The sequence below is a fragment of the Streptomyces cavernicola genome (assembly GCF_029968035.1).
GTDB classification, from domain to species: Bacteria; Actinomycetota; Actinomycetes; order Streptomycetales; family Streptomycetaceae; genus Streptomyces; species Streptomyces cavernicola.
This window is the reverse complement of the sequence record NZ_JASCIQ010000022.1, coordinates 102,179-120,860: the sequence shown is the minus strand read 5'-3', so window position 1 is coordinate 120,860 and position 18,682 is coordinate 102,179. Positions and strand designations below refer to the sequence as shown.

Genomic DNA, 18,682 nt, shown 5'->3' with positions numbered 1-18,682 from the left:
GACCCCCACAACGCCCCCTTCTCAGACAATCGCCCCATCGCCAACAGACGCACGCACTACACAGACGCACGCACTGTCGCGGGCCCGGAGGATGTCGTGAGCGACACACAGACACTGATCGAGAACCGTCCGCCCTCCGTGGCGGGCCTCTTCCTGGAGCGCGTCGCGGCCACTCCGGACGCCGAGGCCTACCGCTATCCGGTGCCACCGGCCGCCGGCAGCGGGCCCGACGACTGGAAGTCCCTGAGCTGGGGACAGGCCGCGGAGCGGGTGTTCGCGATCGCCGCCGGTCTGATCGACCTCGGCATCGAGCCCGAGGAGCGCGTGGCGCTGGCCTCCGACACCCGGGTCGAGTGGATCCTCGCCGACCTCGCGATCCTCTGCGCGGGCGCGGCCACGACGACGGTGTACTCCTCGACCAACGCCGACGAATCGGCGTACATCCTCTCGGACTCCGCCAGCAAGGTGCTGATCGCCGAGAACGAGGCGCAGCTGGCGAAGGCGCGGGAGCGGCGCGCGGAGCTGCCCGAGCTCAAGCACGTCGTCCTCGTCGACGGCGACCACGGGCTCGCGACGGACGACGCCGAGGACGGCTGGGTGCTCTCGCTCGCCGACCTGGAGGCGCGCGGTGCGGCGTACCTGGAGAAGAACCCGGAGGCCGTCAAGGAGCGGATCGGGAACATCACCAAGGATCAGCTGGCCACGCTGATCTACACCTCGGGCACCACCGGCCGCCCCAAGGGTGTGCGGCTGCCGCACGACAACTGGTCGTACATGGCGAAGGCCATCGCGGCGACCGGGCTCGTCGGGCCCGAGGACGTGCAGTACCTGTGGCTGCCGCTCGCGCACGTCTTCGGCAAGGTGCTGACCAGCGGGCAGATCGAGGTCGGGCACGTCACCGCCGTCGACGGCCGCGTGGACAAGATCATCGAGAATCTGCCGGTCGTGCAGCCGACCTACATGGCCGCCGTGCCGCGGATCTTCGAGAAGGTTTACAACGGGGTCGCCGCCAAGGCCCGCGCGGGTGGCGGCGTCAAGTACAAGATCTTCCAGTGGGCGGCCGGCGTGGCCCGCGAGTACGCCAAGGTCACGCAGGACAACTTCCGCAGGACCGGCAACGCATCGGCGCCGTTCCCGCTCTCCGCCAAGCACGCCGTCGCCGACAAGCTGGTCTACGGCAAGCTGCGCGACGCCTTCGGCGGCCGCCTTCGGGCCTGCGTCTCCGGCTCGGCGGCGCTCGCGCCCGAGATCGGCTACTTCTTCTCCGGCGCCGGCATCCACATCCTGGAGGGGTACGGGCTCACCGAGTCCAGCGCCGCCTCCTTCGTGAACCCCGGCGAGGCGTACCGCACCGGCACCGTCGGCAAGCCGCTGCCCGGCACCGAGGTGCGGATCGCGGACGACGGCGAGATCCTCCTGCGCGGCCCCGGCATCATGCAGGGCTACCACGGGCTGCCCGAGAAGACCGACGAAGTCCTGGAGTCCGACGGCTGGTTCCACACCGGCGACATCGGCGAGCTGTCGGCCGACGGCTATCTGCGGATCACCGACCGCAAGAAGGACCTGATCAAGACGTCCGGCGGCAAGTACATCGCGCCGGCCGAGGTCGAGGGCCAGTTCAAGGCGGTCTGCCCGTACGTCTCCAACATCCTGGTGCACGGCGCGGACCGGAACTTCTGCACCGCCCTGATCGCGCTCGACGAGCCGTCGATCCTGGGCTGGGCCGAGGAGCAGGGCCTCGGCGGGAAGCCGTACGAGGACGTGGTCGCGGACCAGCGGACGGTCGCACTGATCGACGGCTATGTGCAGGAGCTCAACCAGGGCCTGCAGAAGTGGCAGACGATCAAGAAGTTCCGGCTCCTTCCGCGCGATCTCGACGTGGAGCACGGCGAGTTGACGCCCAGCCTGAAGCTGAAGCGGCCGGTCGTGGAGCGCGAGTACAAGGCGCTCATCGATGAGATGTACGCGGGCACCGTGGAGAAGTGAGCGCGCTGCCGGCTCTGAGAGTCCGGTTCTGAGCGTCGTACGACGCGGGTGCGGCCCCTGGATGCGATCCGGTCCGATCCGGTTCAGGGGCCGCACCCGCGTTTCCTGCGCGGAACTGACCGAATCCGAGCGCGGGCATAGCACGGTTTGCGCCCTTGGCGGCCCAGTTCGGTAACTCGGTGCTTATGGGCCGGGTCTGTCTGTCACTCTGGCGTGGCCGCCTGAGGCAGCACACCGTCCGAACCGCTCAGGAGCTGCACGTGGGGTTCATTCCAATGCAGCGGGAGACCGACTCGCATGCGCCGGAGTCCCGCCCGTCGCCTCCGCCCGTCCCGCGGGAGGCCCACCCCTGCGCGCGCACCGCCCTGCCCGGCAACTCCCTGGCGCCCGCCGCCGCCCGCCGCTTCGTCCGCTCCGCCCTCGCCGACTGGGCGGAGCCCGCCGTACGAGCTGACGCCGCGCGGGCCGACCCGGCGGAGGACCCGTCGCCGCCCGCCGTCGACGGCATCACGGAGCGGCTCGCCGACGACGCCGTGGTGCTCGTCAGCGAGCTCGTCACCAACGCGGTGGTGCACGCCGGCACCGACGTGGAGCTGCTCTGCCGCTTCGAGTACGCCGAGGAGAACGACGAGGGCGAGGGCGCCTCGCTGCTCGTCGAGGTCACCGACCACCACCCCGCCCGCCCCGTCCACGGCGCGAGCGCCGACCGCGCGTCCGACGGGGCCGAGTACGGCCGCGGCCTCCACCTCGTCGCCTCGCTCGCCGAGTCCTGGGGCATCACGTACCGCACCGGCAGCAAGACCGTCTGGGCGCGGCTGCCCGTGGACGGAGTCGATGTGGCAAGGGAGTTGGAGGCATACGCGGGGGAGCAGGCCGCCGAGCGTGGGCTCCGCGCCGCCGAAGCCGCCGAAGCCGCCGAACTGCTCGCCCCGGCCGGCCAGGACCGCGCGAGCCACCCCGGCGGCAGCGACTCCGGCGCCGACGATTCGGGCAGTGGCGACCGCGACCCCGGCGCCTGGGGCCACCGTGACGCCGTCACGTTCCTCGCCGAGGCCTCCGACCTGCTCGCCGGGCAGCTCGACGAGGACCTGGTCGCCGCACTCGCCGGACAGCTGCTCGTCCCGCACCTCGCCGACTGGTGCGCGGTCTGGCTCGACGACGAGGGCGACCGGCGCACCGCGCCCCCGGCCTCCGTGCCTCGGCTCGCGCGCGTCTGGCACCGCAGCGAGAACCGGATCGAGGAGCTGCACCGCGTCCTGGAGAAGGAGCCGCCGCGCCTGGCCGGCCCCCTGCACTCCGGCCCCGTCCCCGTGCCCTGGCCCGCCGAGGGTCTCGCCGAGAGCAGCGGCACGGCCCTCGCGCACCGCCTCGTCGCGGGCGGCCGCTCGCTCGGCACGCTGCTCGTCGGCCGGGCCGGACTGCGGCGCTTCCCCGACGACGTGACCGGACTCCTTCAGGACTTCAGCCGCCGCGTCGCCCTCGCCGTGGGCGCGGCCCGGCAGTACACCCGGCAGGCCACCATCAGCCGCGTCCTGCAGCGCGGCCTCCTGCCCAGCTCCGTCGCCGAGGTCCCGGGCCTGCAGACCGCGCTCGTCTACGAGCCCCGCGACAAGGGCCTTGCCGGCGGTGACTTCTACGACGTGTTCCCCGCGGGCGGCGGCCGCTGGTGCTTCGCACTCGGCGACGTCTGCGGCAACGGGCCCGAGGCCGCCGTCGTCACCGGCCTCGCCCGCCCCTGGCTGCGGCTGCTCGCCCGCGAGGGGTACAGCGTCGGCGACGTGCTCACCCGCCTCAACCAGGCCCTCCTCGACGACGCCATGGAAGCCGCCGAGGCCGCGGCCCGAGCCGTCGCCGCCGCGGGCCTCGGCGGAGTGGACCCACTTGCGCGAACGGCCGACGTGGACCCCCTCGCGCGTACGAGCCGGGCGCACGGCTCGCCGCACACCGTCTTGCCGCACACCGGCTCCCCCGACACCGCCTCGCCCACCCGGTTCCTCTCCGTCCTCTACGGAGAACTCGTCCCCACCGACGACGGCGTGCGCTGCACCGTGGCCTGCGCGGGCCACCCGCTGCCGCTGATCCTCGACCCGGAGGGCGGCGTCCGGGCCGCCGCCGAGCCGCAGGTGATCCTCGGCGTCCTGGAGGACGCGACGTACACCGGCGAGACCTTCCTGCTGCGCCGCGGCGAGACCCTCCTCCTCGTCACCGACGGCGTCACCGAACGCCGCGACGGGCCACGGCAGTTCGACGACGGCGACGGGCTCGCCGCCGCCCTCGCCACCTGCACGGACCTGAGCGCCCTGCACGTCGCGGAGCGGATCCGCCACCTCGTGCACGAGTTCTCCGCCGAGCCGCCCGACGACGACCTGGCACTGCTGGTGCTTCAGGCGCAGTGATCCACGTGGCTGTGATCCACGTGGCTGTGATCCACGTGGCTGTGATCCACGTGGCTGTGATCCACGTGGCAGTGATCCACGTGGCAGTGATCCACGTGGCAGTGATCCACGTGGCAGTGATCCACCTGTACGTGAGGCGCGGTCGGGAGTTATCCACAGGCAGATCGGCTCCCGGCGGCGGTACGGGACAATGGACCCCATGCCCTCCGTACTCCCCGATGGCGAGCCCGTCCCCTCCGACGGGGCGCTGCCCGCGCACGCCCTGGCCGACGCGGCCGCCCGCCCCCTCGGGTTCTATCTGCACGTCCCGTACTGCGCGACCCGCTGCGGGTACTGCGACTTCAACACCTACACCGCGAGCGAGCTGCGCGGACCCGAGGGCGCCCTGGCCTCGCGGGACAACTACGCGGACCACCTGATCGAGGAGATCCGCCTCGCCCGCAAGGTCCTCGGCGACGACCCGCGCCCCGTCCGCACCGTCTTCGTCGGCGGCGGTACCCCCACGCTGCTGCCCGCTGCCGATCTCGTACGGGTCCTGGGCGCGCTGCGGTCGGAGTTCGGGCTCGCACCGGACGCCGAGGTCACCACGGAGGCCAACCCGGAGTCCGTCGACCCGGCGTACCTCACCGAGCTGCGCGAGGGCGGCTTCAACCGGATCTCGTTCGGCATGCAGAGCGCCCGGCAGCACGTCCTGAAGGTGCTCGACCGCACGCACACCCCCGGCCGGCCCGAGGCCTGCGTCGCCGAGGCCCGCGCCGCCGGCTTCGCGCACGTCAACCTCGACCTGATCTACGGCACGCCCGGCGAGTCCGACGACGACTGGCGGGCCTCCCTCGAAGCGGCGATCGGCGCGGGCCCCGACCACGTCTCGGCGTACGCGCTGATCGTCGAGGAGGGCACCCAGCTGGCCCGCCGCATCCGTCGCGGCGAGGTCCCGATGACCGACGACGACGTGCACGCCGACCGCTACCTCATCGCCGACGAGCTCCTCGCCGCGGCGGGCTTCTCCTGGTACGAGGTGTCCAACTGGGCCACCACGGACGCCGGCCGCTGCCTGCACAACGAGCTGTACTGGCGCGGGGCGGACTGGTGGGGGGCCGGCCCTGGGGCGCACTCGCACGTCGGGGGTGTGCGGTGGTGGAACGTCAAGCATCCGGGGGCGTACGCACAGGCGCTGGTCGCAGGGCGCTCGCCGGGGGCGGGGCGGGAGCTGCTGTCCGCGGAGGACCGGCGGGTCGAGCGGATCCTCCTCGAACTCCGGCTGCGGGAGGGGGTCCCGCTGTCCCTGCTCCGGTCCGACGGGCTCTCGGCCGCGCGCGGGTTCCTCTCGGAGGGGTTGCTCGATCCGGGCCCGTACGACGAGGGGCGTGCGGTGCTTACCCTGCGGGGGCGGTTGTTGGCGGACGGGGTTGTGCGGGACTTGGTCGACTAGGGCTTTCTCTCCCCACCCCACCCCGCCCCTTCCCGAGACCTTCGATCGACTGCGGGGCTCCGCCCCCGTCCCCGGGCCGTTTTCGGCTGCTGCGCCGTCGTGGCTGGTCGCGCCCACGCGGCGGAGCCGCAAGTGTCACAGCCCCGCGCCCCTATCGGGGCCCGTATCGTCGCTCAATTCAGCCCCTCCGGCGTTTGAGGAGCGGGGTCTGGGGCGGAGCCCCAGTTCGGGAAGGGGCGGGGTGGGGAGAGGAAACGCCTGGGCTACTCCGCCGGTGCCGTCACGAAGTCGATCAACTCCTCGACCCGGCCCAGGAGTTCCGGCTCCAGGTCCTTGTACGAGGTCACCCGGGCCAGAATCGCCTGCCACACCGCGCCGGTGTTGGAGGACGGCCAGCCCAGCGCCTCGCAGACGCCCGTCTTCCAGTCCTGCCCCCGGGGCACGCGGGGCCACCCCGCGATGCCGAGAGTGGACGGCTTCACCGCCTCCCAGATGTCGATGTACGGGTGCCCCACCACCAGCGCGTGCTCGCTGCGCACCGACGCCACGATGCGGGACTCCTTCGAACCGGGCACCAGGTGGTCGACCAGGACCCCGAGCCGCGCATCCGCGTCCGGCGCGAACTCGGCGACGACGGCGGGAAGATCGTCGACGCCCTCCAGGTACTCCACGACCACACCCTCGACCCGCAGGTCGTCCCCCCACACCTTCTCGACCAGCTCCGCGTCGTGCCGCCCCTCCACGTAGATCCGCCCGGCCCGCGCCACCCGGGCCCGAGCACCGGGGACGGCCACCGAACCGGAGGCCGTACGCGTGGGACGTACCGGAGCCGCCGCGGCGGGGCGTACGAGCGTGACGACGCGGCCCTCCAGGAGGAAGCCGCGTGGTTCGAGCGGGAAGACGCGGTGCTTGCCGAAGCGGTCCTCCAGGGTCACCGTGCCCGCCTCGCAGCCGATCACCGCACCGCAGAACCCGGTGGTGACCTCCTCCACGACCAGGTCGCGTTCCGCCGCCACCTCGGGGACCGGCTTCGGCTTCTTCCACGGGGGCGTGAGATCGGGGCTGTAGCTGCGCATTCGGCAGACGATAAGAGAAGCGGGGATGCCGCGACTACGACACGCCGAACAGCGTTGCCAGCGAGGCGCGTTGGGCGCGGACAAACTCCGCGTTCACCACCGAACCGTGCCCCGGCACGTACACCGCGTCCTCCCCGCCCAGTTCCAGAAGCCGGTCCAGGGCGTACGGCCACAGCGTCGGCATCGCGTCCGAGCCCGCCTGCGGGTCGCCGGACTCCTCGACCAGGTCGCCGCAGAACACGATCTCCGGGGAACCGTTCCCGCCCGAGACGAGCACCGCCAGGTCATGACCGGTGTGGCCGGGCCCGACGTTCGCCAGGAGCACCTGCACCCCGCCCAGGTCGAGGGTCCACTCGCCGCACACCAGATGGTGCGGGCGGACCAGGAGATCCGCGGCCTCGCCCGCCGCGCGCCGGTCCAGGCCGTGCCGTACCGCGTCCGCCGCGAGCTCGTCCCGGCCGCGCTCCAGGACCACGTCGACGCCGACCGCGCCGAACACCTCGACGCCGGAGTAGGCGGCCGCGCCCAGGACGTGGTCGAAGTGCGGGTGCGTGAGCGCGAGATGTGTCACACGTCCGCCGCCGAGCAGGGCCTCCGCCTGCCGGCGCAGCTCCGCGCCCTCGCGCAGTGAGGAACCCGCGTCGACCAGGAGCGCCGCGTGCTCGCCCGCGACCAGGCCCACCGTGCAGTCCCACACCGGCATGCGGCGGCGCGCCGCGTACGGCGACAACCGCTCCCACTCGGAGGCGTACGGCCCTTCCCAAGTCAACCGCATAGGGAGACGCTAACCCCGCCCGCGCGGGGCTGCGCGGCCTCGCCGCCCCCACCCTTGCCGCGGGCGTACCCCACGGCCGTACACTGGGCCGGTGAAATGCTGGCACTCTGCTGTGCTGAGTGCCAGACAGATGAGACAGGCAGTGAAGCGGGCGACCGCGGACGAGTGCAGGGAGGTGTGCGCGCATGCTGAGTGAACGCAGACTTGAGGTGCTGCGCGCCATCGTCCAGGACTACGTCGGCACCGAGGAGCCCGTCGGCTCCAAGGCGCTCACCGAGCGGCACCGCCTCGGCGTCTCCCCGGCCACCGTGCGCAACGACATGGCGGCCCTGGAGGAAGAGGGCTTCATCGCCCAGCCGCACACCAGCGCCGGGCGCATCCCCACCGACAAGGGGTACCGCCTCTTCGTCGACAAGCTCGCGGGCGTCAAGCCGCTCTCCGGCGCCGAGCGCCGCGCCATCCAGAACTTCCTCGACGGCGCCGTCGACCTCGACGACGTCGTGGGCCGTACGGTGCGGCTGCTCGCGCAGCTGACCCGGCAGGTCGCCGTCGTGCAGTACCCGTCGCTCACCCGGTCCACGGTGCGCCACGTCGAGTTGCTCTCGCTCGCGCCCGCGCGGCTGATGCTCGTCGTGATCACCGACACCGGCCGGGTCGAGCAGCGGCACGTGGACTGCCCGGCGCCGTTCGGCGAGACCGCGCTCGCGGATCTGCGGGCCCGGCTCAACAGCAGGGTCGCGGGACGTCGCTTCTCGGACGTGCCGCAGCTGGTGCAGGACCTTCCCGAGTCCTTCGAGACGGACGACCGCGGCACCGTCTCGACGGTCCTCGCGACCCTCCTCGAAACGCTCGTGGAGGAGACCGAGGAGCGGCTGATGATCGGCGGCACCGCCAATCTCACCCGCTTCGGACATGATTTCCCGCTCGTGATCCGGCCGGTGCTCGAAGCACTCGAGGAGCAGGTCGTGCTCCTCAAGCTGCTCGGCGAGGCCAAGGATTCGGGCATGACCGTACGCATCGGGCACGAGAACGCCCACGAGGGCCTCAACTCCACGTCCGTGGTGTCGGTCGGCTACGGTTCGGGCGGCGAAGCAGTCGCCAAACTCGGCGTGGTCGGACCGACCCGCATGGACTACCCCGGAACGATGGGAGCAGTACGCGCAGTGGCACGTTACGTCGGACAGATCCTGGCGGAGTCGTAAGTGGCCACGGACTACTACGCCACTCTTGGCGTGCGCCGCGACGCTTCCCAGGACGAGATCAAGAAGGCCTTCCGGAGGCTGGCGAGGGAACTTCACCCCGATGTGAACCCCGACCCGAAGACCCAGGAGCGGTTCAAGGAGATCAACGCCGCTTACGAGGTGCTCTCCGACCCGCAGAAGAAGCAGGTCTACGACCTCGGCGGCGACCCCCTGTCGCAGAGCGGCGGAGGCGGCGCGGGCGGCTTCGGCCAAGGCGGGTTCGGGAACTTCTCGGACATCATGGACGCGTTCTTCGGTACGGCGTCCCAGCGCGGACCCCGTTCGCGTACGCGCCGTGGCCAGGACGCCATGATCCGGCTCGAGATCGAGCTGGACGAGGCGGCCTTCGGCACGACGAAGGACATCCAGGTCGACACGGCCGTCGTCTGTACGACGTGCTCCGGCGAGGGCGCCGCACCCGGCACCTCGGCGCAGACCTGCGACATGTGCCGCGGCCGCGGTGAGGTCTCGCAGGTCACCCGGTCCTTCCTCGGCCAGGTCATGACCTCGCGCCCCTGCCCGCAGTGCCAGGGCTTCGGCACCGTCGTCCCGACCCCGTGCCCGGAGTGCGCGGGCGACGGCCGGATCCGCTCCCGTCGCACCCTGACGGTGAAGATCCCGGCCGGTGTGGACAACGGCACCCGCATCCAGCTCGCGGGCGAGGGCGAGGTCGGCCCCGGCGGCGGCCCCGCCGGCGACCTCTACGTAGAGATCCACGAGCTGCCGCACCCGGTGTTCCAGCGGCGCGGGGACGACCTGCACTGCACGGTCACCATCCCGATGACGGCGGCGGCGCTCGGCACGAAGGTGCCGTTGGAGACGCTCGACGGCATGGAGGAGGTCGACATCAGGCCCGGCACCCAGTCCGGCCAGTCGATCCCGCTGCACGGCCGCGGCATCACGCACCTGCGCGGCGGCGGCCGCGGTGACCTCATCGTGCACGTCGAGGTCACCACGCCCACCAAGCTCGACCCGGAGCAGGAGCGGATCCTGCGGGAGCTCGCCAAGGCTCGCGGCGAGGAGCGGCCCACGGGGCAGTTCCAGCCGGGGCAGCAGGGGCTGTTCCATCGGTTGAAGGATGCGTTCAACGGGCGTTGAGAGAGGCACCGGCGCCGGGGGCTGAGCAGGGCTTGTCGTTCAGCGCACTCGGCGCCGGGGCGCTGTGCCCACCCGTTCCGCCCCAGCGGAACAGCTGCCCACAGCGAGGCGGGGCTCCGTTTCAGCGGGCGACCGGGACGTGAAAGCATGCGCTCATGTCCACCGCACTGACCGATCTCAGCCCGTACCCGATCGTGCAGGCCCCCATGGCCGGTGGCGCGTCCTGCCCCGCTCTGGCCGCGGCCGTGTCCGAAGCCGGCGGCCTCGGATTCCTGGCCGCCGGGTACAAGACCGCCGACGGCATGTACCAGGAGATCAAGCAGCTGCGCGGGCTGACCGACCGGCCCTTCGGCGTCAACCTGTTCATGCCGCAGCCCGACTGCGCCGACCAGAGCGCCGTCGCCGTCTACGCCCACCAGCTCGCGGGCGAGTCCGCCTGGTACGACGCCCCCCTCGGCGACCCGGACTCCGGGCGTGACGACGGCTACGAGGCGAAGCTGGCCGTCCTCTTCGACGACCCCGTCCCCGTCGTCTCCTTCACCTTCGGCTGCCCCACGCGCGATGTGCTCGACGCGTTCTCGCGGGTCGGCACCACCACCGTCGTCACCGTCACCAGCGCCGAGGAGGCGCAGACCGCGCAGTGGTCGGGTGCGGACGCGGTGTGCGTGCAGGGCATCGAGGCCGGCGGCCACCAGGGCACGCACCGCGACGACCCGGAGCGGGACGGCAGTGGCGTCGGACTGCTCGCGCTGATCGCCCAGGTGCGCGAGACCGTGCAGCTGCCGATCATCGCGGCCGGCGGTCTGATGCGCGGCAGCCAGATCGCGGCGGTGCTCGCGGCCGGCGCGGACGCGGCGCAGCTCGGCACGGCGTTCCTGGTCTGCCCCGAGTCGGGCGCGAACCCGCTGCACAAGCAGGCCATGACCAACCCCCTGTTCGTACGCACCGAACTCACCCGCGCGTTCTCCGGCCGCCCCGCCCGTGGCCTCGTCAACCGCTTCATGCGTGAGCACGGCCGGTACGCGCCCGCCGCGTACCCCCAGGTCCACTACCTCACGGGCGGCATCCGCAAGGCCGCGGCCAAGGCCGGGGACGCGCAGGCCATGAGCCTGTGGGCGGGCCAGGGCCACCGGCTGAGCCGTGGCCTGCCGGCCGGTCAGCTGGTCGAGGTGCTCGCGGCCGAGCTGGACACGGCGCGGACCGCGCTCACGCGGCGGGGCGACGCGCGATGACCGCGCCGGTCTTCGTCGTGGACGAAGTCCCCTCCGGCGGCGGCGAGTTCCTGCTCGACGGGCCCGAGGGCCGGCACGCGGTATCCGTACGGCGGCTGCGCGCGGGGGAGCAGGTGGTCCTCACGGACGGGCGCGGGCGCGGGGCGTCCGGTGTGGTGCTCGCGGCGGAGGGCAAGGACCGGCTGACGGTCGAGCTGACCGGGTCGCTCACGGACCCCGAGCCCGCGCCGCGGATCACCGTCGTGCAGGCCCTGCCCAAGGGCGACCGGGGCGAGCTGGCCGTGGAGACGATGACGGAGACCGGGGTCGACGCGATCGTGCCGTGGGCGGCGTCCCGCTGCATCACGCAGTGGCGCGGGGAGCGGGGGCTGAAGTCGCTCGGCAAGTGGCGGGCGACGGCGCGCGAGGCGGGCAAGCAGGCGCGGCGGCTGCGGTTCCCCGAGGTTTCCGAGCTGGCCTCCACGAAGGAGGTGGCGGCGCTGCTTTCCGGGGCGGCGTTTGCGGCCGTTCTGCATGAGGAGGGCAGTTTGCCGTTGGCCTCGGCGGAGCTTCCCTCGAGCGGGGACGTTGTTCTGGTCGTCGGGCCTGAAGGGGGCGTGTCGCCCGAGGAGTTGGCCGCCTTCGCGGCGGCCGGGGCGCAGCCGTACCGGCTCGGGCCTTCCGTGCTTCGTACGTCCACTGCGGGGACGGCTGCGGGGGCGTTGCTGCTGGGGCGGAGCGGGCGCTGGGGCTAGGGGGAGACGCCCCCTAGGGCTTATTCCTTCCCCTCCCCGCCCCTTCCCGAAAGCTTGCAGCAGCTTCGGGGCTGCGCCCCGGACCCCGCTGTCTTTCGGCTGCCCCGCCGTCGTGGCTGGTCGCGCAGTTCCCCGCGCCCCTGAAAAACCAGCCCCTCCGGCGTTTGAGGGTGTGGGGGATCAGGCCTCGGTCCCAGCGACCGCCTCGTACACCGGCCAGCCGTCTGTCTCACCGGTGCCCGGGAGCAGGCCGGCGGCGTGGGCTGCGTCGATCAGCTTGCGTACCGTGCCCGGTTCCCGCAGGTTCAGCGGTCGGCCCCCGGTCGTCGAGACGTAGCCCGTGGCCATGTGGGCCTCCCCCACGAACCGGCCCTCGCCCTCCTGGAACATCAGGCGGAGCGGGACCTTGGAGCCCTCCGCGTACAGGCTGAGGACCTCCGCGCAGGGGCCCGTACGGGAGTGGTGGTGGCGGACCGTCCAGAGGTGGGTCGCTTCCTCGGTGGTCAGCCGGCGGAGGCGGTGGTTGTTGGTCATCGGGTCACCGTAGGGCGGCAAGTGGGCCTCGTGCACCGGGATTTGGACACGGGCGCGCGCCTCGGCCAAGTGATCCAAAGCCGTCACCTCCCCGGCTCGGCCTGCATAGGCTGGCGGGGTGACGCAGCCTTCCTACCTCCGGTTCCCGCACATTCAGGGCGACTTGGTCGCCTTCATCGCTGAGGACGACGTCTGGGTCGCTCCGCTCGACGGCGGTCGCGCCTGGCGGGTCAGCGCCGACAACATGCCGGTCGACCATCCCTGCATCTCGCCCGACGGGGCCCTGGTCGCCTGGACCTCCACCCGGGACGGCGCGCCCGAGGTGCATGTCGCGCCGGTCGACGGCGGACCCGCCAAACGCCTGACGCACTGGGGGAGTTGGAAGACCTCCGTGCGCGGCTGGACCCCGGACGGCCAGGTCCTCGCGGTCACCACCGAGGGCCAGGCCTCGCTGCGCCGCAGCTGGGCCCGCGCCGTCCCGCTCGACGGCGGACCCGCGCCGGTGCTGCCGTACGGGCCGGTCGGCGACCTCGCCTTCGGGCCCGACGGCCAGGTGCTGCTGCAGACCGTGACGATGGGCCGCGAGGCCGCGTACTGGAAGCGGTACCGGGGCGGCACGGCCGGGAAGCTGTGGATCGATCGAGCCGAAGGCGGGACGGCCGGGGAGTTCGTTCGCGTACACGAAGAGCTCGACGGGAACATCGAGTACGCGATGTGGGTGGGGATTGGGGACTCCCCTGCTCGAGCGGAGCCGAGAGCTTGGGGAAGGATCGCTTTCCTGTCCGATCACGAGGGGGTCGGGGCCGTCTACTCGTCCCTGCCGGACGGGAGCGATCTGCGGCGGCACACGCCGCTCGGCGCCGAAGGAAGCGGCTTCTACGCCCGGCACGCCGCCACCGACGGACGTCGCGTCGTCTATACGTCGGCCGGTGAACTCTGGCTCCTCGACAGCCTGGACGACCCCGCTGCCGCCGAGCCGCGCCGGCTCGACATCAGCCTCGGCGGGCAGCGCACCGACCTGCAGCCGCACCCCGTACGGCCCGAGCGGCACCTCGGGCCGGCCGTCCCCGACCACACCGGGCGCGGCAGCGCCGTCTCCGTGCGCGGCGCCGTGCACTGGGTGACCCACCGCGACGGCCCCGCCCGCACCCTCACCGCCGAACCCGGCGTACGCGCCCGGCTGCCCCGCACCTTCCGCGTGGAGGGCGAGGAGCACGTGGTGTGGGTGACGGACGCGGAGGGCGACGACGCCCTGGAGTTCTCGCCCGCCACCGGCGTCGCGCCCGGAGGGTCCGTACGCCGGGTCGCCGCAGGGCAGTTGGGGCGGGTGCTCGCGCTCGCCATGGCGCCCGACGGCAGCCGGGCCGCCGTCGCCTCGCACGACGGGCGGATCCTGCTCGTCGAGCGCGCCTCCGGCGAGGTCAGGGAGGTCGACCGCAGCGAGCACGGCGAAGCCTCCGGCCTCGTCTTCTCGCCCGACTCCGGCTGGCTCGCCTGGTCCCACCCCGGCCCCGCGCCGCTCTGCCAGATCAAGCTCGCCAACACCGCCGACCTCGCCGTCTCCGAGGCGACCCCGCTGCGCTTCCGCGACTACGCGCCCGCGTTCACCCTCGACGGCCGGCACCTCGCGTTCCTCTCCGAGCGCTCCTTCGACCCGGTCTACGACGTGCACGTCTTCGACCTGGCCTTCGTCGGCGCCTGCCGCCCGCACCTCATCACGCTGTCCGCGACGACGCCCTCGCCGTTCGGGCCGCAGCGGCACGGCCGGCCCTTCGAGAGCGCCGAGAAGTCCGGCGAGGTCCAGGGCGGCGACGACGCCCCCACCACCCGTATCGACCTCGAAGGCCTCGCCGACCGGATCGTGCCCTTCCCCGTCGAGGCCGCCCGCTACTCCACGCTGCGCGCCGCCAAGGACGGCCTGCTCTGGCTGCGCCACCCGGTCAGCGGCGCCCTCGGCGCGAACCGGGCGGGCCTCGACGACCCGGGCCCGCAGACCGCGCTCGAACGGTACGACCTGGCCCAGCGCCGGATCGAGGAACTCAGCTCCGACGCCGACCAGTTCAGCGTCAGTGGCGACGGCAAGCGCGTCCTGCTGCGCAGCGGCGACCAGCTGAAGGTCGTCCCCAGCGACCGGCGCGCCCCCTCCGACGACGACGGCGACAGCCACATCACCGTCGACCTGTCCCGCATCCGCCAGACCGTCGACCCGGTCGCCGAGTGGCGGCAGATGTTCGACGAGGCCGGCCGCCTCATGCGCGACCACTTCTGGCGCGCGGACATGGGCGGCGTCGACTGGGACGCCGTCCGCGACCGGTACCGGCCCGTCGTCGACCGCCTCGCCACCCACGACGACCTCGTCGACCTGATCTACGAACTCAACGGCGAGCTCGGCACCTCGCACGCCTACGTCAGCGGACCCGGCGGGTACGGCGGCTCCGACACCCGGCAGGGCCTGCTCGGCGCGGACATCTCCCGGCACGAGGACGGCAGTTGGCGCGTCGACCGCGTCCTCGCCTCCGAGACCTCCGACCCGCACGCCCGCTCGCCGCTCGCCGCGCCCGGCGTCGCGGTGCGTCCCGGGGACGCGCTGCTCGCGGTCGACGGCCGGCCCGTCGACCCGGTCACCGGGCCCGGACCGCTGCTCGTGGGCGCCGCGGGCCGGCCCGTCGAGCTGACCGTCTCGCCGTCCGGCGGCGGCGATCCGCGGCACGCCGTGGTCGTGCCGATCGACGACGAGGAGCCGCTGCGGTACCACGCGTGGGTCGCCGACCGGCGGGCGTACGTGCACGAGCTCTCCGACGGCCGCCTCGGCTACCTGCACGTGCCCGACATGCAGGCGCCCGGCTGGGCTCAGATCCACCGCGACCTGCGGGTGGAGGTGGCCAAGGAGGGACTGATCGTCGACGTACGGGAGAACCGCGGCGGCCACACCTCGCAGCTCGTCGTGGAGAAGCTCGCCCGGCGCATCGTGGGCTGGGACCTGCCGCGCGGGGAGGCCGCCACCAGCTACCCGCTGGACGCGCCGCGCGGCCCGGTCGTCGCCGTCGCCAACGAGTTCTCCGGCTCCGACGGCGACATCGTCAACGCGGCGATCAAGGCGCTCGGCATCGGGCCCGTGGTGGGTACGCGGACGTGGGGCGGCGTCATCGGCATCGACAGCCGCTACCGGCTGGTCGACGGGACGCTCGTCACGCAGCCCAAGTACGCGATCTGGCTCGAGGGTTACGGGTGGGACGTGGAGAACCACGGCGTCGATCCGGACGTCGAGGTCGTGATGGCGCCGCAGGACTATGCGGGTGGGCGGGATCCGCAGTTGGGGGAGGCCGTGCGGATGGCGCTGGCCGCGCTGTCGGAGAACCCGGCGAAGGTTCCCCCGGAGCTGCCGCCCCTCTAAACCCCGAGGCCTCCGCCCCGGCCCCCGCTCCCCGAGGCCTCCGCCCCGGCCCCCGCTCCCCGGGGGCTGTCGCCCCCGGACCCCGGCTCGTCTTTCGGCTGCCGCGCCGCTGTGGCTGGTCGCGCAGTTCCCCGCGCCCCTATTTCGGGGCTCCGCCCCGGACCCCTCCCCCAAGCTCTCGGCTGCGCTCGAGCAGGGGGACCCCCATCTCAAACGCCGGAGGGGCTGAATTTGCGGGCTGGGGGCGGGATTTAGCCCCGGCAGGGGCTGGCTTTCAGGGGCGCGGGGAACTGCGCGACCGGCCACGACGGCGCGGCAGTCGAAAGGTTGCCGGGGCCCGGGGCTGCGCCCCGGTTCGGGAAGGGGCGGGGTGGGGAAAAGATGGCCGGATACCATGCCGTACGTACACGATCGAACGGACCGAGGAGGCCCGCCCCATGGCCGGTGAGGCACAAGCAGACTGCCTGTTCTGCAAAATCATCGCTGGGGAGGTGCCCGCGACCGTCGTACGCGAGACCGACACCACGTACGCCTTCCGCGACATCAACCCCCAGGCCCCGACTCACGTCCTGGTCATCCCCAAGGTCCACTACGCGGACGCCGCCACCCTCGCCGCCGCCGAACCGCAGATCACCGCCGACCTGCTGCGCGAGGCCGGAGAGGTCGCCGCGGAGGAAAAGCTGGAGAGCTACCGCCTGGTGTTCAACACCGGCAGCGGCGCAGGCCAGACCGTGTTCCACGCGCACGCCCACATCCTCGGCGGCCGCGGCATGCAGTGGCCCCCCGGGTAGGCGACCGACCAGACAGCCGAAGAAGCCGAAGAACCGGTAACTCACCTTGTCCGTACGTGAATTCGTCGTCCTCGGCACCGCCAGCCAGGTGCCGACGCGGCACCGCAACCACAACGGCTACCTGCTGCGCTGGGACGGCCAGGGCATTCTCTTCGACCCCGGCGAGGGCACCCAGCGGCAGATGCTGCGCGCCGGTGTCGCCGCGCACGACATCGACCGGATCTGCGTCACGCACTTCCACGGCGACCACTCACTCGGCCTCGCCGGAGTGATCCAGCGCATCAACCTCGACCGCGTGCCGCACGCGGTCACCGCCCACTACCCGCGCTCCGGCCAGCATTTCTTCGAGCGGCTCCGGTACGCCACCGCGTACCGCGAGACCGTGCAGCTCACCGAAGCCCCGGTCGCCGCCGACGGCGTGCTCGCCGCCACGCCCGCGTACACGCTCGAAGCGCGCAGGCTCTCGCACCCCGTCGAGTCCTTCGGCTACCGGCTCGTCGAGCCCGACGGGCGGCGGATGGTGCCCGAACTCCTCGCCGAGCGCGGCATCGCGGGCCCGGACGTGGGCCGGCTGCAACGCGAGGGCGAGCTGCGCGGCGTGCGCCTCGACGACGTCAGCGAGGTGCGGTACGGGCAGCGGTTCGCGTTCGTCATGGACACCCGCCTCTGCGACGGCGTGCACGCGCTCGCCGAGGGCTGCGACCTGCTCGTCATCGAGTCGACCTTCCTCGACGAGGACGAGCAACTCGCCCGCGACCACGGCCACTTGACGTCCGGCGAGGCAGGCGCGGTGGCCCGCGACGCCGGGGTGCGGCACCTCGTCCTCACACACTTCTCCCAGCGGTACGCCGACCCGCAGGAGTTCGCCCGGCAGGCCCGCGCCGCCGGGTTCACGGGGGAACTGACCGTGGCGGCCGACCTGTCGACCGTCCCCGTGCCCAAGCGGCGCACCTGAACCGTCTCGCGAAAGTACGTACGCCCATGCACTCCACGCTCCTCCCCAAGGCCGAACTCCACCTGCACATCGAAGGCACCCTCGAACCCGAGCTGGCCTTCGCGCTCGCCGCCCGCAACGGCGTCGAACTCCCTTACGCGGACACCGAGGAGCTGCGCCGCGCGTACCTCTTCGAGGACCTGCAGTCCTTCCTCGACCTGTACTACGGCCTGATGGCCGTCCTGCACACCGAGGCCGACTTCGAGGAACTCGCCGACGCCTATCTGGCGCGCGCCGCCGAACAGGGCGTACGGCACGCGGAGATCTTCTTCGACCCGCAGGCGCACACCGCGCGCGGCGTCGACATCGGCACGGTGATCGAGGGCCTCGGCCGCGCGCTCGACCGCAGCCAGGAGCGGTACGGCGTCTCCACCCGCCTCATCATGTGCTTCCTGCGCGACGAGTCCGCCGAGTCGGCCCTCGCGACCCTTGACGCCGCGAAGCCGTATCTGCACCGGATCACCGGCGTCGGCCTCGACTCGGCGGAGGTCGGCCACCCGCCGGCGAAGTTCCGCGAGGTGTACGAGGCCGCTGCCGCGCTCGGCCTGCGCCGGGTCGCGCACGCGGGGGAGGAGGGGCCCGCGGCGTACATCACGGAGGCCCTGGACGTCCTCGGCGTCGAGCGGATCGACCACGGGCTGCGGTGCATGGAGGACGCCTCGCTGGTCGAGCGCCTGGTGCGGGACCGGATCCCGCTGACCCTGTGCCCGCTGTCCAATGTGCGGCTGCGGGCGGTCGACGTGCTCGAGTCCCACCCGCTGCCGCAGATGATGGCGGCGGGGTTGCTGTGCACGGTCAACTCCGATGATCCGTCGTACTTCGGGGGGTACGTGGGGGACACGTTCCACGCGGTCCACGAGGCGCTCGCCCTCGACCACGGTCAGCTCCGCGAACTGGCCCGGAACTCCTTCCTCGCCTCCTTCCTGGAGGACGACGAGGCGCTGCGCGAGCGGTACTTGGCGGAAGTCGCGGCGTACGAGTTCGACTGATTCCTCCCCA

Annotated in this window: 14 protein-coding genes; 11 read left to right on the top strand and 3 right to left on the bottom strand. The window is 72.6% G+C overall.

Going from position 1 to position 18,682, the window contains the following annotated elements; translation table 11 throughout:
• Positions 1-96: 96 nt before the first annotated feature.
• The 3 genes from QIS96_RS21540 (at position 97) to hemW (ending at position 5,814) form a co-directional block, all read left to right on the top strand.
• Complete coding sequence (locus tag QIS96_RS21540) at positions 97-1,986, top strand: AMP-dependent synthetase/ligase (protein WP_282544311.1); 1,890 nt, start codon at positions 97-99, stop codon at positions 1,984-1,986.
• A gap of 275 nt (positions 1,987-2,261) precedes the next feature.
• Positions 2,262-4,382, top strand: a complete 2,121-nt coding sequence (locus tag QIS96_RS21535) for a SpoIIE family protein phosphatase (protein WP_408907232.1) — start codon at positions 2,262-2,264, stop codon at positions 4,380-4,382.
• A 199-nt stretch (positions 4,383-4,581) separates the two neighbouring features.
• Positions 4,582-5,814 (top strand): radical SAM family heme chaperone HemW, encoded by a 1,233-nt coding sequence (gene hemW, locus QIS96_RS21530; protein ID WP_282544309.1) that lies wholly within the window; start codon positions 4,582-4,584, stop codon positions 5,812-5,814.
• Positions 5,815-6,077: 263 nt separating this feature from the next.
• Here hemW and QIS96_RS21525 read toward each other — a convergent pair whose 3' ends face one another.
• Positions 6,078-6,890, bottom strand: a complete 813-nt coding sequence (locus QIS96_RS21525) for a DUF3097 domain-containing protein (protein WP_282544308.1) — start codon at positions 6,888-6,890, stop codon at positions 6,078-6,080.
• A gap of 34 nt (positions 6,891-6,924) precedes the next feature.
• On the bottom strand, positions 6,925-7,665 hold the full coding sequence (locus QIS96_RS21520; RefSeq protein ID WP_282544307.1) for an MBL fold metallo-hydrolase: 741 nt from the start codon (positions 7,663-7,665) through the stop codon (positions 6,925-6,927).
• Between the two features lie 185 nt (positions 7,666-7,850).
• Here QIS96_RS21520 and hrcA point away from each other — a divergent pair, with 185 nt between their 5' ends.
• The 4 genes from hrcA to QIS96_RS21500 all read left to right on the top strand — a co-directional run bounded on the left by hrcA (position 7,851) and on the right by QIS96_RS21500 (position 11,970).
• A complete protein-coding gene (gene hrcA / locus QIS96_RS21515; RefSeq protein WP_282544306.1) occupies positions 7,851-8,867 on the top strand; it encodes a heat-inducible transcriptional repressor HrcA in 1,017 nt (338 codons plus the stop codon).
• Positions 8,868-10,004 carry a molecular chaperone DnaJ gene (gene dnaJ / locus QIS96_RS21510; protein WP_282544305.1) on the top strand — a complete coding sequence of 379 codons (1,137 nt, stop codon included), beginning with the start codon at positions 8,868-8,870 and terminating at the stop codon, positions 10,002-10,004. It abuts the gene before it with no gap.
• Between the two features lie 155 nt (positions 10,005-10,159).
• Positions 10,160-11,236, top strand: a complete 1,077-nt coding sequence (locus QIS96_RS21505; RefSeq protein ID WP_282544304.1) for a nitronate monooxygenase — start codon at positions 10,160-10,162, stop codon at positions 11,234-11,236.
• Positions 11,233-11,970, top strand: a complete 738-nt coding sequence (locus QIS96_RS21500; RefSeq protein ID WP_282544303.1) for a 16S rRNA (uracil(1498)-N(3))-methyltransferase — start codon at positions 11,233-11,235, stop codon at positions 11,968-11,970. Before QIS96_RS21505 ends, QIS96_RS21500 begins: the two co-directional genes overlap by 4 nt.
• A gap of 180 nt (positions 11,971-12,150) precedes the next feature.
• On the opposite strand, the gene QIS96_RS21495 is transcribed toward QIS96_RS21500, so the two are convergent.
• Positions 12,151-12,504 (bottom strand): hypothetical protein, encoded by a 354-nt coding sequence (locus QIS96_RS21495; protein WP_282544302.1) that lies wholly within the window; start codon positions 12,502-12,504, stop codon positions 12,151-12,153.
• Positions 12,505-12,622: 118 nt separating this feature from the next.
• Between QIS96_RS21495 and QIS96_RS21490 the strand changes: the two genes are divergently transcribed.
• From QIS96_RS21490 to QIS96_RS21475, 4 genes are all read left to right on the top strand, one after another.
• Positions 12,623-15,898 (top strand): S41 family peptidase, encoded by a 3,276-nt coding sequence (locus tag QIS96_RS21490; protein ID WP_282544301.1) that lies wholly within the window; start codon positions 12,623-12,625, stop codon positions 15,896-15,898.
• Positions 15,899-16,335: 437 nt separating this feature from the next.
• Positions 16,336-16,689, top strand: coding sequence for a histidine triad nucleotide-binding protein (locus QIS96_RS21485; protein ID WP_282544300.1), 354 nt, complete (start codon positions 16,336-16,338; stop codon positions 16,687-16,689).
• Between the two features lie 46 nt (positions 16,690-16,735).
• Positions 16,736-17,644 carry a ribonuclease Z gene (locus QIS96_RS21480; RefSeq protein ID WP_282544299.1) on the top strand — a complete coding sequence of 303 codons (909 nt, stop codon included), beginning with the start codon at positions 16,736-16,738 and terminating at the stop codon, positions 17,642-17,644.
• A gap of 26 nt (positions 17,645-17,670) precedes the next feature.
• Positions 17,671-18,672 (top strand): adenosine deaminase, encoded by a 1,002-nt coding sequence (locus tag QIS96_RS21475; protein WP_282544298.1) that lies wholly within the window; start codon positions 17,671-17,673, stop codon positions 18,670-18,672.
• Positions 18,673-18,682 lie beyond the last annotated feature (10 nt).

Coding starts and splice junctions, on each gene's coding strand:
- QIS96_RS21475 (WP_282544298.1), top strand. CDS start 17,671: ATGCACTCCACGCTCCTCCCCAAGGCCGAACTCCACCTGCACATCGAA.
- hrcA (WP_282544306.1), top strand. CDS start 7,851: ATGCTGAGTGAACGCAGACTTGAGGTGCTGCGCGCCATCGTCCAGGAC.
- QIS96_RS21525 (WP_282544308.1), bottom strand. CDS start 6,890: ATGCGCAGCTACAGCCCCGATCTCACGCCCCCGTGGAAGAAGCCGAAG.
- hemW (WP_282544309.1), top strand. CDS start 4,582: ATGCCCTCCGTACTCCCCGATGGCGAGCCCGTCCCCTCCGACGGGGCG.
- QIS96_RS21505 (WP_282544304.1), top strand. CDS start 10,160: ATGTCCACCGCACTGACCGATCTCAGCCCGTACCCGATCGTGCAGGCC.
- QIS96_RS21485 (WP_282544300.1), top strand. CDS start 16,336: ATGGCCGGTGAGGCACAAGCAGACTGCCTGTTCTGCAAAATCATCGCT.
- QIS96_RS21495 (WP_282544302.1), bottom strand. CDS start 12,504: ATGACCAACAACCACCGCCTCCGCCGGCTGACCACCGAGGAAGCGACC.
- QIS96_RS21535 (WP_408907232.1), top strand. CDS start 2,262: ATGCAGCGGGAGACCGACTCGCATGCGCCGGAGTCCCGCCCGTCGCCT.
- QIS96_RS21520 (WP_282544307.1), bottom strand. CDS start 7,665: ATGCGGTTGACTTGGGAAGGGCCGTACGCCTCCGAGTGGGAGCGGTTG.
- QIS96_RS21500 (WP_282544303.1), top strand. CDS start 11,233: ATGACCGCGCCGGTCTTCGTCGTGGACGAAGTCCCCTCCGGCGGCGGC.